Below are 13,244 nucleotides of genomic sequence, written 5' to 3' on the forward strand. Positions count from 1 at the left end.
TCAAATGCGACAATATCAGCAACTCTTAAAGGAAAAAGGAATTAAACAAAGTATGTCAAGAAAGGGCAATTGTCTAGATAATGCAATCATTGAAAACTTCTTTGGAATACTAAAATCGGAGTTGTTTTATCTTAAAAAGTACAACTCTATAAATCAATTAAAAAAAGAGATTAAAGAGTACATATTATATTATAATAACGACAGAATTAAATCAAATTTAAACAAAATGAGCCCGATACAATATCGAGCTCACTATTATCAAAATTAATTATAAATTTGTCTAAACTTTTGGGTGCAGTCTAAACTTAGTTGAACCGCTTTTTTTTGCATTGATTATAAATGAGTTAGTCAATTAGAATTTCTAGAATCTTTATTGCAGCTTCACTAATTTTTGTACCGGGTCCAAAGACCGCTACAGCGCCTGCATCAAATAAGTATTGATAATCTTGAGCGGGAATTACTCCACCTACAACAACCATAATATCTTCTCTTCCGTATTTTTTTAATTCCTCGATTACTTGCGGTACTAATGTTTTATGTCCCGCTGCTAATGAAGAGACACCTAATATATGAACATCATTCTCTACAGCTTGCTTAGCTGCTTCTGCAGGTGTTTGAAATAACGGACCTATATCTACATCAAAACCTACATCAGCATATCCCGTTGCTACAACCTTTGCACCTCGATCATGACCATCTTGACCCATTTTAGCAATCATAATTCTAGGACGTCTTCCTTCTTGTTTTGCAAAACTGTCCGCTAGTTTTTTAGCTTGCTCAAAACTCTTGTCATCTTTGATTTCTTTACTATACACACCACTAAATGATTTAATTTGTGCTTTATATCTTCCGAACACAGTTTCTAATGCATCACTAATTTCGCCTAAAGTAGTTCTGTGACGCGCCGCCTCAACAGCTAGTTCTAATAAATTGCCTTCACCAGTTTTAGCACAAGCGATTAATTTTTCTAATGACTCTTTAACTTTTTCTGTATTTCTATTTGCTTTAATTTTATCAAGCTGCTCCAGTTGCTGCTTGCGCACCATTTGATTATCAACATCTAAAATTTGCAATGGATCTTCTTTTTCTAAACGGTATTTGTTTACACCTACAATGATATCTTGACCGCTATCTATTCTTGCTTGTTTTCTTGCTGCAGCTTCTTCAATTCTTAATTTTGGAATTCCGGCTTCTATGGCTTTAGTCATTCCGCCCAGCTCTTCTACTTCCTCTATTAATTTCCAAGCGCTTTGTGCAATTTGGTCTGTCAATGATTCTACATAATAACTCCCTGCCCAAGGATCTACAGTTTTTGTAACCTTAGTTTCCTCTTGCAGGAAAATTTGCGTGTTGCGCGCTATTCTCGCTGAAAAGTCTGTTGGCAAAGCAATTGCTTCATCTAAGGCATTTGTATGAAGTGATTGTGTCCCGCCAAAAACCGCTGCAGTCGCTTCAATACATGTGCGTGCCACATTATTAAAAGGATCTTGCTCTGTTAAACTCCAGCCGCTTGTTTGGCAATGAGTACGTAGGGCAAGTGATTTTTCGTCCTCAGGATTGAATTGTTTTACTAATTTGGCCCAAATCATTCTACCTGCACGCATTTTAGCAATTTCCATAAAGTGGTTCATACCTATCGCCCAAAAGAAAGAAAGACGAGGAGCAAACTCATCGATTTTCATTCCTGTAGCCAAGCCAGTTTTAATATACTCTAATCCATCTGCTAATGTGTAGGCTAATTCAATATCAGCAGTGGCACCTGCTTCTTGCATGTGATAACCTGAGATGGATATCGAATTGAATTTTGGCATTTTCTTGCTGGTATATTCAAAGATATCAGCTATTATTTTCATCGAAGGAGTAGGTGGGTAAATATAAGTGTTACGCACCATGAACTCTTTTAAAATGTCATTTTGTATCGTTCCTGAAAGCAATTTTGCTGCTACACCTTGCTCTTCGGCTGCAACAATGTAAAAAGCCATAATAGGTAAAACAGCACCATTCATAGTCATTGAAACCGACATTTGATCTAAAGGGATTTGGTCAAAAAGAACTTTCATATCTTCTACGGAATCTATAGCAACTCCCGCTTTACCTACATCTCCTACTACACGTTCATGATCAGAGTCATATCCTCTATGCGTGGGTAAATCAAAAGCAATAGACAATCCTTTTTGTCCTGCAGCCAAATTACGTCTGTAAAAAGCATTGCTCTCTTCAGCGGTAGAAAATCCAGCATATTGTCGTATTGTCCATGGTCTACGCACATACATCGTTGTGTATGGTCCGCGTAAATTAGGAGCAAAACCAGCACCAAAATCTAGATGAGTAAGTGCAGCGACATCTTCTTGGGAGTAGGCTTCCTTTAATTCAATATTTTCTGCCGTAAAAAAGCCTTCCTTGTTAGTAGAAGTATTTTTATTTTCAGTTTGTGAATAGTCGAGCTGAATATTTTTAAGGTCGTTTCTTTTCATGGATGCGCTAAAATTTTCACTGTTAAATAATAGGAGGTAAGTGGTTGAGGTTACTCAGTTGCCAATCTCTCTTGTTCTGCTTTCTCTGCTAATCTTTTCTCGATAATAGGAGTAATCAGCGTTTTTCTAGGATTGACTTTTACAAAAGGAAATAACTCTAGATCATCTTTCATTCTATCCATTTTGTTAGGATATTTGTTCGTTCCTAGCAATACTTCTTTGCCAGAGTCAAACAATTCTTGCTCTTTATCTGCGCTTTCTTGTATTTTTCTTTTAATGATGCCTTCATTAAGCTGCTTTAAAAAACCGCCGTTTTCTTCAATATTTTTGAAAAGGAGTAAGGCTTTTTCAGCTAACTGATTTGTTAATGTATCAATGTAGTACGAACCATCAGCTGGATTGTCTACTTTATCGAAGTAGCTTTCTTTTTTTAAAATCAGAAGTTGATTTCTTGCAATGCGGTCACCAAATTCATTGTCTTTATGGTACAGAGAGTCATATGGCAAATTAGCAATTGCGTCTGCACCTCCTATTATTGCTGACATACATTCTGTGGTTGTTCTCAACATATTGACATTATAATCGTATAATGTTTTATTGCGTTTTGTGGGTACGGCAAAAATGTGACAGTCTAGATTGTGGTTGTATTCTTTTGCAACAGCTTGATATAATAAGCGTATGGCTCGAAGTTTTGCAATTTCAAAAAAATAATTGGTTCCCACGGCAACATTAATAATGAGCTGCTGGTTAAGAATAGGCAATCTATTGAAATATTCGTTTGCGTGAGCTACAGCGTAGGCAATTTGCTGCACCATATTTGCACCTGCATTTTGATATAAAGACGCATCAATGCTTACCACAGTGTTTTTTGACACAGCCGACACAATAGTGTTCAGCGTATCAAAATTAGTTTTATCATTTGTCTTGTACCAATTTCCGTCTTTTGCTAGTTGACCAATGGGGTCTAAGTTATAATGAAATTGGGTATTAAATTTGCTGGAAATAGCTTCTAATCTGGTTACGAAATCGATTGATAGAAAACGCATGTCAAAATAAACAGTAATATCGTTTAATGGTAACTTGTTTAAAACCGTTTCTATGGCGGTTGTTTCTTTATCAATGGTAAATCGAAGACTTTCTGCACCACGACTTAAGGTGTCAAGGGCACGCTCGATTGATTTTTCTATATCAAAAACAAAAATATTTTGAACAATTTTAAATGCAGAGGCTTTTGTACCCACTACTCCTATTTTTGAAAAATCGTCTTTATGATAAAATGGTTTTACCTTTATATCTTCAGGAGAATTCCAGATAAGAGTGTCGTTGTAATCGCCACCTTTTAATTCAAACTGTATTTTTTGTTTCCATTGTTTGGAAGATACAGCATCAAAGTCTTCAAAATAATTAGTAGCCATTTATTTTTATTTAAGAAATTCTAAGTTTTATTTTATGCTATCATCAATACTATCGCTTTCAAATTCGATGAGGTAAATATCCTCATTTTCCTTTTTCATATAATATTTTTCGCGAGCATATTTTTCGATTTGTGCAGGATTTTTAAGCTGTTTAATTTGCTCTTCATCCTTATTAATCTCTTCTTGGTAGTATTCTTTGTTATCTTCCAGTTCTCCAATTTGATCATCGAGAAAGCGGTGGTCAAAATAGGAGTAATTGTCTAGAAATACCATCCAGACTATAAAAAAAAGTAGTACCCAAATGTATTTGTTACTGACACATTTAAACCAGGTACTATTTTTATAGGGATTGATCATTCGATTGGTTTTTAGCCCTGATGGCAACGGCATCCTTAGTTGCCAGTGTTTGGCGACTAAGATATAGTGTACAGCAGGAAATAGCTCTTAATAATTAAAATATACAGTGATAAATTTACAATAAATTTATAGAATTCTTTGATTAATTACTGCACGAACGACATCAATTGCTACAGTGTTGTATTTGTCGTTTGGAATAATGATGTCAGCAAAAGCTTTTGTAGGTTCGATAAATTGCTGGTGCATAGGTTTTAAGGTGTTTTGGTATCTATTTAAAACTTCGTCCATATCACGACCACGATCAGCAATATCTCTTTTTAAACGGCGAATTAACCGTTCGTCAGAGTCAGCGTGAACATAAATTTTCACGTCAAATAAATCTCTTAATTCGGGATTTGCAAGAATTAAAATTCCTTCTACAATCATCACTTTTCTAGGATGAGTGGTAATGGTATCCTCTGTTCTATTATGTGTTACAAACGAATAAACAGGTTGTTGAATTGTTTTTTCGGCTTTTAATTCCTTTAAATGAGAGACTAAAAGTTCAAAATCGATAGCACGTGGATGATCAAAATTTATCAAAGCACGCTCATCAAAACTTAAATTATGGTTTTCTTTGTAATAAGAATCTTGAGAAATAATACCTACTTCTGCTTCTGGTAATTCATTCATAATTTGATGAACTACAGTTGTTTTCCCACTCCCTGTTCCTCCGGCGATTCCTATAATTAGCATATAATAATTGAGTTATATTTATTCGGCTGCAAAAATAGCAAATTATCGATGTAAAATAAGGAATTGCTAAATTAGAATTGTGATTATTTGATTATTGTGAACAATGGTATAATTTTAACGGTTTTCATTGCTAAATTATTGTTCTTTTAAAACAGATGATGGTATTAAAAGGCTTAAAGCTGCTGTTACATTATTTTTTATCGAATGCCAAATTAGCGCAGCGGTATAATAGATGCGCTCAACTATTTTATAATATTATTTTGATTTTTTAGCTTTTATCATTGCTTCTAATTGATCCCAAATTTCCTCGGGAATTGCTTCGAGCATATTAAATTGTCCAGCACCTTGAAGCCATTCTCCACCATCAATTACAATCACTTCTCCATTTACATAAGCAGAAAAGTCAGAAACTAAGTACGCGGCTAAATTGGCTAGTTCTTGATGATCTCCCACTCGCTGCAAGGGAACTTTTTTTGCCATGTCAAACTTTTGGGCTAAGTCACCAGGGAGCAATCTATCCCAAGTACCTTTTGTAGGGAAGGGTCCCGGAGCAATCGCATTTGTTCGAATGCCGTATTTTGCCCATTCCACAGCAAGGCTTCTTGTCATGGCAAGTACTCCAGCTTTTGCAGTGGCACTAGGAACAACATATGCTGATCCTGTCCAAGCATAAGTAGTCACAATGTTTAAGACTGTAGAAGAGGATTGTTTACTGTCAATCCAATGTTTTCCAAAAGCGAGCGTACAGTTTTTAGTCCCTTTTAATACAATATCAATCACCGTGTCAAATGCATTTGCTGATAAGCGTTCAGTGGGAGATATAAAATTTCCAGCTGCATTATTTAGCAATACATCTACTTTGCCAAAAGCTTTTAAAACTTCTTGCAACATGTTCTCGACTTGGTCATAGTGGCGTACGTCGCATGGAACAGCTAAACATGTCCCTCCAGTTTCATGAGATAATTCCGTTGCAGTTTTTTGTAATTTGTCGAGATCTCTTGATGTGATGGCAACTTTTGCGCCAAGCTCTAGAAAATATTTTGTCATTGCTTTTCCTAGTCCGCTACCGCCACCTGTGACAACTATTACCTTATCAATAAGTGCATCATCACGTAACATTTTTGCTGTATAATTCATGGTCTATAGTTTTTATAGTAAATATAGCGAAATTGTTATTAGGCGGTCATGCTAAAATAATTAGGAACTATACTTGGCATAATTTTTCTGCAGCTGCTATAAGTGTTTCGTTATCTTTTGCAAAACAAAATCTAATGAGTTTTAAGTCTCGTCCATTTTCGTAAAATGATGATATAGGTATGGCCGCAACTCCATATTTGGTTACTAATTGCTTGCAAAATTCAATATCGCTCTGATCGCTGATTTTTGCGTAAGACGCTACTTGAAAATAGGTGCCTTCACAGGGCGATAGTTCAAAACGACTCGATTTTAATAAAGATCTAAATAAGTCTCTTTTGTGTTGATAGCTTTCACGAATGTTTTCGATTGAGACTACATCTAGATATTGGCTTATGGCAACTTGACAAATACTATTCACGCTGAAAACTAAATACTGATGCACTTTTTTAATTTCGATCATTAAATGTTCTGGAGCAATAAGGTAGCCAATTTTCCAACCTGTAATATGTAAGGATTTGCCAAATGAAGAGACAACTACAGCGCGGTTTGCTAATTTAGGTTGTGAATTTGCAGATAAATGCTTTTGTTCGAAAGTAATGTATTCGTAAACCTCGTCAGATAGCAAAATTATATCTGGGAATGCATCCATTATTTTTACTAATGAATTAAAATCATCTTGATGCAGTGTGCTACCTGTAGGGTTGTGTGGATTATTGATAATAATCATCTTTGTTTTATTCGAACAAGCACTTTCTACGGACTCCCAATTTATAGTATAGTCATCATTTAACGGAACGCGAATTGGTGTTGCATTGCATAAAAGCACTGGGGCAACGTAACAGTCATAGCTAGGATCTAATATAATAACCTCGTCATTACTGTTCACCAATGCTTGTATTGCTGTAAATATTCCTTGAGTAGCACCTGCTGTTACTAGAATTTCTGTCTCAGTTGTGAGTGTTCTACCGTATGATTTTTGGGTTAAAGCGGCTATTTTATCAAGAAGGGGAGGGTAACCCGCCATAGGTAAGTATTGATGAATATTTTCAGTAGCAATCTTCTTAACAATGTTCGTTAGTTTTTCGTCTACCGGAAAATTTGGGAATCCTTGCGATAAGTTAATAGCATTGTATTCTGCGGCCATTTTCGACATTATAGTAAATATACTGGTCGTAACATTGGGGAGTTTGCTCATAAAAAAAATCTTTAAATCTCATTATAAAAATAGCCTTTTATAATGAGATTTAAAGATTTAGCTTGTGAACGAATTCTAAATTATTTTAGATTATTTAATGCCTGCATTATATCCATCATTCCACCCTCTTGTGATATCCTGTTTAACTTGTTTCCAGTCGTAAACTGTTTGAATAGTGAACAATGCAACCATTCCTAATACAAATACCTTAAGATCCCTATTGTTTATTTTCATCTTAGTGGATTTTAGTTTAGTTAATAAAATAAAGATAATAAAATATTCTAAATGTAGTTTTAAAATTATATTTTGTGAATAATGAAAATGGTAGGTCGTTTGTGTAAATCGATGGTTTCTTTTTTCCAAGCAGCAATTTTCTTGGTCTTTATGTATTCTGTAGGTAAGGTGATATCTGTGGCAATGCACAAATGTGTTTCAGGATTTAAAGTCTGTATTAAATCCTCTAATAGTTTATTATTGCGATATGGTGTCTCAATAAAAATTTGAGATTGATTTTTTTCAAAAGAGATGCGCTCTAAACTTTTGAAACTCGCTTTCTTTTCGTCTTTTTCGATAGGTAAATAACCGTGAAAAGTAAAGCTTTGTCCGTTCATTCCTGAAGCCATCATTGCTAGTAATATAGATGATGGTCCAACTAACGGAACTACTTGAATGCCTTTGTAATGTGCTAATTTTACAATTACAGCGCCAGGATCAGCAACACCAGGACAACCGGCCTCACTCATTAAACCTACGTTTTTGCCTTCTAACAATGGTTGAATAAATTCAAGGTGTTCTTTAACTTCTGTGCGTTTATTTAAAGTGAATAATATAAGCTCAGATTGTTTTTTTTCTGGATGAACTTCCTTTATAGATTTACGAGCTGTTTTCTCATTTTCAACGATATAATGATCTATGAAATCAATGGTTCTTTTTACGGTTTGAGGTAAAACATCCATAGGGTCGCATTCGCCCATTGTGGTTGGAATTAGATACAATTTTCCTAAAAGAGTTGGTGATTTCATGATTATAAATTTATTATTTGAACTAAATAGATAGCACAAAGAACGGCATTAAAATGGAAATATAATAAAGGAATCTTTTTAAAAATAAAAGGAGTGGAGAACGACTTAAATTACTTATTAGTTAATTTTTCAGCAATAATTTCGCATGCGTCATCAAGCATCGTGTACACGTTTTCAAAACCATTTTCAATTCCGAAATAAGGATCAGGAACATCTAGGTTTTGTTCAGGGTGCAACTCATTTAAAATCAATCTAACTTTTTCTCTTTGTTCTGGGTTTTCAGCGAGAGCAATTACATCGTTGTAATTTGATTTGTCCATTACATAGATATAATCAAAAGTAGTAAAATCAGCTTTTTTAAATTGTCTGCCTTTTTGTTTCGAAATATCTAAATTGTATTTTTTTGCAACAGCAATTGAACGCTTGTCAGGAGATTGATCAACGTGCCATGAGCCTGTTCCTGCAGAATCTACAGTGAAGGAATTTGCAGGAAGTTTAGATGCAAGTATTCCTTCGGCCAATGGTGACCTACAAATATTACCTAAACAAACCATCAAAATCTTAGTGGGCATGATTTATCTTAAAGCGTTAATTTTTTCTGGATATCGTCTACAAACTTTTTAAATTGTTTGTCTGTAGCGACCAAGTTGTCTACAGTTTTACAAGCGTGTAGCACGGTAGCATGATCACGATCACCAATTTGTGAGCCAATATTTGCAAGTGAAGCTTTAGTATATTTTTTTGCAAAAAACATCGCCAATTGTCTTGCTTGAACTACGTGCCTTTTTCTTGTTTTAGACTGTAATATTTCCAAATCTAACTGAAAATAATCTGAAACAATTTTCTGGATGTAATCAATAGAGATTTCGCGTTTTACATTTTTAACAAATTTCTCAACAACACTTTTTGCTAGATCAATTGTTACTTCTTTTTTATTGAAAGAAGATTGTGCAATTAACGAAATGATTGCCCCTTCAAGTTCACGTACATTTGACTTAATGTTACTCGCTACATATTCGATAATATCTTCAGGTATTTCAACACCATCACGATATAAAATATTTTTTAAGATCGAAATTCTAGTTTCATAATCTGGTTGATGTAACTCTGCAGATAATCCCCATTTAAATCGAGATAATAAACGTTGTTCGATATCTTGCATATCAACAGGCGCTTTATCTGAGGTTAAGATTACTTGTTTTCCGTTTTGATGTAAGTAGTTAAAAATGTGAAAAAACACATCTTGTGTACCTGACTTACCAGATAGGAACTGAACGTCGTCAATTATTAAGACATCGATAAGTTGGTAGAAGTGAATAAAGTCATTTCTATTGTTTTTCTTAACAGAGTCAATATATTGTTGTGTGAAAATTTCGGCTGAAATATACAGCACAGTTTTTTCAGGGTATTTGTCTTTAATTTCAACACCTATAGCATGAGCTAAGTGTGTTTTTCCTAAACCTACACCACCAAAGATAAGTAAGGGGTTGAATGATGTTCCACCAGGTTTGTTAGCAACTGCCATCCCTGCTGAACGAGCTAATCTATTAGAATCTCCTTCAAGAAAATTATCAAAGCTGTAGTTAGGATTTAATTGTGATTCAATTTTTAAATTTCTAATTCCCGGAATCACAAATGGATTCTTTAATTCGGGATCTAAATTTTTAAAAGGAGCATCAACATTTTGTGGTTTCATAGGAGCTCTATTGGCACTCGGCAACTGTTCAGTGAACGGTTGTTTGTTACCATAAGTGTTCTCCATCTTAATTTTATAAAGTAACTTTGCGTTTTTACCAAGCTCTTTTGTAAGTGCCACTTTTAGAAGTTTAACATAGTGCTCTTCTAACCACTCATAAAAAAATTTACTTGGAACTTGAATATACAATGCATTATCGGTAAGTTCAACTGACTTGATAGGCTCAAACCATGTTTTGTAGGCTTGGTCTTGAATGTTGTCTTTTATAAAAGACAGACAGTTTTCCCATACTGATTGAGCAGTTTTGTTCATAAATTCTGTTAAATTATTTTATTAAGTAAGCGTTGTATTATTGAAAATTGCGGACGAAATATCCTTTTTTTTCGGGGTAACAAATATGTGAACAAAATTCTATAAAAAAAAATAATTAGTGGTTGAATTTGAACTAATAATGTTGTAAGTAAGGTAAAAGAGGTCGAAAATAATAATAAAAATATATCCAAATAATTATGAAAGAACACGAATTAAAAGTACGAGTTAGGTATTCAGAAACGGACCAAATGGGGGTTGTTTATCATGGTAATTATGCGCAGTATTTTGAGATGGGACGCGTGGAATGGCTTAGAAACCTGGGGGTTTCGTATAAATGGATGGAAGAAAACGGAATTATGCTTCCAGTGGTTTCTTTAAATATGAATTATAAAAAACCAGCCCGTTATGATGATTTGTTGACAATAAAAACGATTCTAAAAAGTCAAAGTTCAGTCAAGATAGAATTTGACTATGAGATTTACAATGAGCAATCGGAGTTATTAACAATTGCCAACTCAATTTTGGTTTTTGTGGATATGAAAACGGGTAGACCAACCGCTCCTCCTGAGTATGTAAAAGAGAAACTTTTACATTTATAAAAGTTTGGTGCAAAGGAATTGATTATTCTTTAATTTGGATGTCAATTTCGTATAGAGAATTGAAAATGTCGGCTATTTGTTCGGCATTTTTTTTTCTTATTTTTATCTCTATTATACCAATTGGTAGTCCGCTTTCTTCGTTCATTTCCATTCCTTGATCGACAATATCTAAGTTTTTTTCTTTGATTACTCGCATCACTTTATTCATGTTTTTATAGTCAAACGAAATGATATAATGAACATCAATTGTTTTTTCGATAATCTCGCAACTTTCTAAGGTAATTTGTGCAGTTGTTTTATAAGCTGATATTAATCCACCTACGCCCAATTTAGTCCCGCCGAACAATCTAGCGATTACAACCACCGTATTTGTCACGTCAAAGGATTGTAATTGGCCATAAATAGGCATGCCAGCACTGTTACTAGGTTCGCCATCATCATTTGCGCGATAGCTTATTGCATCAGTGCCTATTTGATAGGCGTAGCAAAAGTGACCTGCATGAGGGTGTTTCTTTCTTAAAACGTCAAGAATAGGTTTTAATTCTTCTTCAGAGGTTATAGGGAAGGCATAGCCAAAGAATTTACTGTTCTTTTCCTTGAACAATATTTCTTCTGAAGCGGATGCAATGGTATTGTAAGTGTCTTTTATTTCCAAATCTACTTTTAGATTAAATTTTTAGTAAAAAGATCAATAACGTCTTCTTGGCCCACTTGCAGTTCCCATACGTTAATTCCTAACGCTGCCGCAGCATCGGTATTTTCTTTCTTGTCATCTATAAATAATGTAGACTCTGATTTAAGCTTTTGTTCCTTTAAAACGTGTGTGTAAATTGCAGGATCTGGTTTGCGTAAACCTAATTCAAACGAAAAATATATTTTTTCGAAACAAGCATAAAACTCTTCGTAATACGTTTTTCCTATGTTCTTTTCGAAATTAGAGATGTGTATTGCATCAGTGTTGCTTAGCAAGAACAGGCGGTAGTCCTGTGATAGCTTTTTTACGAAGTCTAATCTGTATCTCGGGAAATCAGCCAAAATGGTATTCCAAGCATTTTTAACGTTTTCAATTGAGGTATTAGGGATTTCTTTTTGAATTCCTTCGAGAAAAGCAGTCTCTGATATTGCGCCCACTTCAAATTGAAAATTCAAATTTTCTAAATTATCATTCCAACTTTCCAATCCCAGTTTTTTGAAACTATCGGTGGTGAGTTTTCTATTTAGATTAATAAAAACATCTCCAAAGTCAAATATTATAGCATCAATCATGATTGTCTATTTTTAAGTATTCATCATTTAAGATAGTATGCTTTTTAAATTCTTTGCCTTGAATTGTTGGCGCAACTGTTCCAGCTGTAAAAACTACATTACCTTTAAAAACTCTCGCTTCATCCCACAAATTAGCATCAATAAATGTTTGGATGGTTTTTTGACCACCTTCGATAATTACAGATTGCAATTGATGACGGTACAAAATTGTAGCAATTTGATTCGGTAAATCTTCATTGAGATTTACTTTTTCATAAACAACCATTTCAGTATTTTTTTGTGTTGTAGCTGTAATAAAGATCGTTTTGACTTTTCCATCATGCACATGAAGGGATTGTGGAATTCGATTATTAAGATCTATAACCACTCGCACAGGATTTGACCCTGACCAATCTCTAACATCTAATTTAGGATTGTCATCTAGAACCGTTTTTGTTCCTACAAGAATTGCTTGTTCTTCACTTCGCCATTTATGGACTAATTGTCTAGAATACGAATTGGTGATCCAAACCGGTTTTTGCTCGTCTTTAGTTTCAGGAGCTATAAAACCATCTAAACTTTCTGCCCATTTTAAAATTATATAAGGACGCTTTTTTAAATGAAAGGTAAAAAAGCGCTTGTTGAGTGAGATACATTCTTTTTCTAAAACACCTACAGTTACTTTGGCTCCAGCCGCTACTAAACGCTTAATTCCGTTTCCTGCAACTTGAATGTTGGGATCAACAGTCCCTACAACAACATAAGGAATTTCGTGTTTTATAATTAGTTCGCAGCAAGGAGGCGTGCGACCAAAATGGCTACAAGGTTCTAAGCTAACGTAGATTGTTGCCTTTTTAAGTAACGATTTGTCTTTTACTGAATTGATAGCATTTACTTCTGCGTGACCTTCGCCAGACATTTTGTGCCAACCTTCACCTATAATTTTGTTGTCATAAACAATCACACTCCCTACCATTGGGTTTGGGTATGTAGTTCCTAAGCCATTCTTGGCTAGGGTTATGCAACGCTGGATGTATTTTTCATGTATATTCACATT

The 13,244-nt window shown here is 34.5% G+C and carries 14 protein-coding genes; 2 read left to right on the forward strand and 12 right to left on the reverse strand.

What is annotated here, in order from left to right; genetic code table 11:
• A partial coding sequence (locus tag H603_RS0110745; RefSeq protein ID WP_026708605.1) for an IS3 family transposase occupies positions 1 to 268 on the forward strand: 268 nt, incomplete at its 5' end.
• 76 nt (positions 269 to 344) lie between these two features.
• On the opposite strand, the gene scpA is transcribed toward H603_RS0110745, so the two are convergent.
• The 9 genes from scpA to dnaA form a co-directional block, all read right to left on the reverse strand.
• Positions 345 to 2,474 carry a methylmalonyl-CoA mutase gene (gene scpA / locus H603_RS0110750; RefSeq protein ID WP_026708606.1) on the reverse strand — a complete coding sequence of 710 codons (2,130 nt, stop codon included), beginning with the start codon at positions 2,472 to 2,474 and terminating at the stop codon, positions 345 to 347.
• Positions 2,475 to 2,524: 50 nt separating this feature from the next.
• Positions 2,525 to 3,889 carry a methylmalonyl-CoA mutase subunit beta gene (locus tag H603_RS0110755; protein ID WP_026708607.1) on the reverse strand — a complete coding sequence of 455 codons (1,365 nt, stop codon included), beginning with the start codon at positions 3,887 to 3,889 and terminating at the stop codon, positions 2,525 to 2,527.
• A 27-nt stretch (positions 3,890 to 3,916) separates the two neighbouring features.
• A complete protein-coding gene (locus H603_RS0110760) occupies positions 3,917 to 4,246 on the reverse strand; it encodes an FtsB family cell division protein (RefSeq protein WP_026708608.1) in 330 nt (109 codons plus the stop codon).
• A gap of 126 nt (positions 4,247 to 4,372) precedes the next feature.
• Entirely contained in the window at positions 4,373 to 4,981 is a 609-nt protein-coding gene (udk, locus tag H603_RS0110765; protein ID WP_026708609.1) for a uridine kinase, read from the reverse strand.
• Positions 4,982 to 5,236: 255 nt separating this feature from the next.
• On the reverse strand, positions 5,237 to 6,118 hold the full coding sequence (locus tag H603_RS0110770; protein ID WP_026708610.1) for an SDR family oxidoreductase: 882 nt from the start codon (positions 6,116 to 6,118) through the stop codon (positions 5,237 to 5,239).
• Positions 6,119 to 6,185: 67 nt separating this feature from the next.
• Positions 6,186 to 7,313, reverse strand: a complete 1,128-nt coding sequence (locus tag H603_RS0110775) for a methionine aminotransferase (protein WP_026708611.1) — start codon at positions 7,311 to 7,313, stop codon at positions 6,186 to 6,188.
• Between the two features lie 299 nt (positions 7,314 to 7,612).
• Complete coding sequence (locus H603_RS0110785) at positions 7,613 to 8,335, reverse strand: SAM-dependent methyltransferase (protein WP_026708612.1); 723 nt, start codon at positions 8,333 to 8,335, stop codon at positions 7,613 to 7,615.
• Positions 8,336 to 8,445: 110 nt separating this feature from the next.
• A complete protein-coding gene (locus H603_RS0110790; protein WP_026708613.1) occupies positions 8,446 to 8,907 on the reverse strand; it encodes a low molecular weight protein-tyrosine-phosphatase in 462 nt (153 codons plus the stop codon).
• An 8-nt stretch (positions 8,908 to 8,915) separates the two neighbouring features.
• A complete protein-coding gene (dnaA, locus tag H603_RS0110795) occupies positions 8,916 to 10,343 on the reverse strand; it encodes a chromosomal replication initiator protein DnaA (protein WP_026708614.1) in 1,428 nt (475 codons plus the stop codon).
• Positions 10,344 to 10,540: 197 nt separating this feature from the next.
• On the opposite strand from dnaA, the gene H603_RS0110800 reads away from it, so the two are divergent.
• A complete protein-coding gene (locus tag H603_RS0110800) occupies positions 10,541 to 10,942 on the forward strand; it encodes an acyl-CoA thioesterase (protein WP_026708615.1) in 402 nt (133 codons plus the stop codon).
• A gap of 22 nt (positions 10,943 to 10,964) precedes the next feature.
• On the opposite strand, the gene H603_RS0110805 is transcribed toward H603_RS0110800, so the two are convergent.
• From H603_RS0110805 to ribD, 3 genes are read right to left on the reverse strand one after another with little or no spacing between them, the layout of a single operon-like run.
• Positions 10,965 to 11,597, reverse strand: coding sequence for an IMPACT family protein (locus tag H603_RS0110805; RefSeq protein WP_026708616.1), 633 nt, complete (start codon positions 11,595 to 11,597; stop codon positions 10,965 to 10,967).
• A gap of 8 nt (positions 11,598 to 11,605) precedes the next feature.
• On the reverse strand, positions 11,606 to 12,208 hold the full coding sequence (locus tag H603_RS0110810) for an HAD family hydrolase (RefSeq protein WP_026708617.1): 603 nt from the start codon (positions 12,206 to 12,208) through the stop codon (positions 11,606 to 11,608).
• On the reverse strand, positions 12,201 to 13,241 hold the full coding sequence (gene ribD, locus H603_RS0110815) for a bifunctional diaminohydroxyphosphoribosylaminopyrimidine deaminase/5-amino-6-(5-phosphoribosylamino)uracil reductase RibD (protein WP_026708618.1): 1,041 nt from the start codon (positions 13,239 to 13,241) through the stop codon (positions 12,201 to 12,203). The genes H603_RS0110810 and ribD overlap by 8 nt, the downstream gene beginning before the upstream one ends.
• Positions 13,242 to 13,244: the final 3 nt, after the last annotated feature.

The organism is Flavobacterium frigidarium DSM 17623 (assembly GCF_000425505.1).
Classification (GTDB): domain Bacteria; phylum Bacteroidota; class Bacteroidia; order Flavobacteriales; family Flavobacteriaceae; genus Flavobacterium; species Flavobacterium frigidarium.

What these genes read in the sequence shown, in the direction of transcription:
- H603_RS0110755 (WP_026708607.1), bottom strand. Translation starts at nt 3,889, where the DNA reads ATGGCTACTAATTATTTTGAAGACTTTGATGCTGTATCTTCCAAACAA.
- H603_RS0110760 (WP_026708608.1), bottom strand. Translation starts at nt 4,246, where the DNA reads ATGATCAATCCCTATAAAAATAGTACCTGGTTTAAATGTGTCAGTAAC.
- scpA (WP_026708606.1), bottom strand. Translation starts at nt 2,474, where the DNA reads ATGAAAAGAAACGACCTTAAAAATATTCAGCTCGACTATTCACAAACT.
- H603_RS0110770 (WP_026708610.1), bottom strand. Translation starts at nt 6,118, where the DNA reads ATGAATTATACAGCAAAAATGTTACGTGATGATGCACTTATTGATAAG.
- H603_RS0110785 (WP_026708612.1), bottom strand. Translation starts at nt 8,335, where the DNA reads ATGAAATCACCAACTCTTTTAGGAAAATTGTATCTAATTCCAACCACA.
- H603_RS0110775 (WP_026708611.1), bottom strand. Translation starts at nt 7,313, where the DNA reads ATGAGCAAACTCCCCAATGTTACGACCAGTATATTTACTATAATGTCG.
- dnaA (WP_026708614.1), bottom strand. Translation starts at nt 10,343, where the DNA reads ATGAACAAAACTGCTCAATCAGTATGGGAAAACTGTCTGTCTTTTATA.
- udk (WP_026708609.1), bottom strand. Translation starts at nt 4,981, where the DNA reads ATGCTAATTATAGGAATCGCCGGAGGAACAGGGAGTGGGAAAACAACT.
- H603_RS0110790 (WP_026708613.1), bottom strand. Translation starts at nt 8,907, where the DNA reads ATGCCCACTAAGATTTTGATGGTTTGTTTAGGTAATATTTGTAGGTCA.
- H603_RS0110810 (WP_026708617.1), bottom strand. Translation starts at nt 12,208, where the DNA reads ATGATTGATGCTATAATATTTGACTTTGGAGATGTTTTTATTAATCTA.
- H603_RS0110800 (WP_026708615.1), top strand. Translation starts at nt 10,541, where the DNA reads ATGAAAGAACACGAATTAAAAGTACGAGTTAGGTATTCAGAAACGGAC.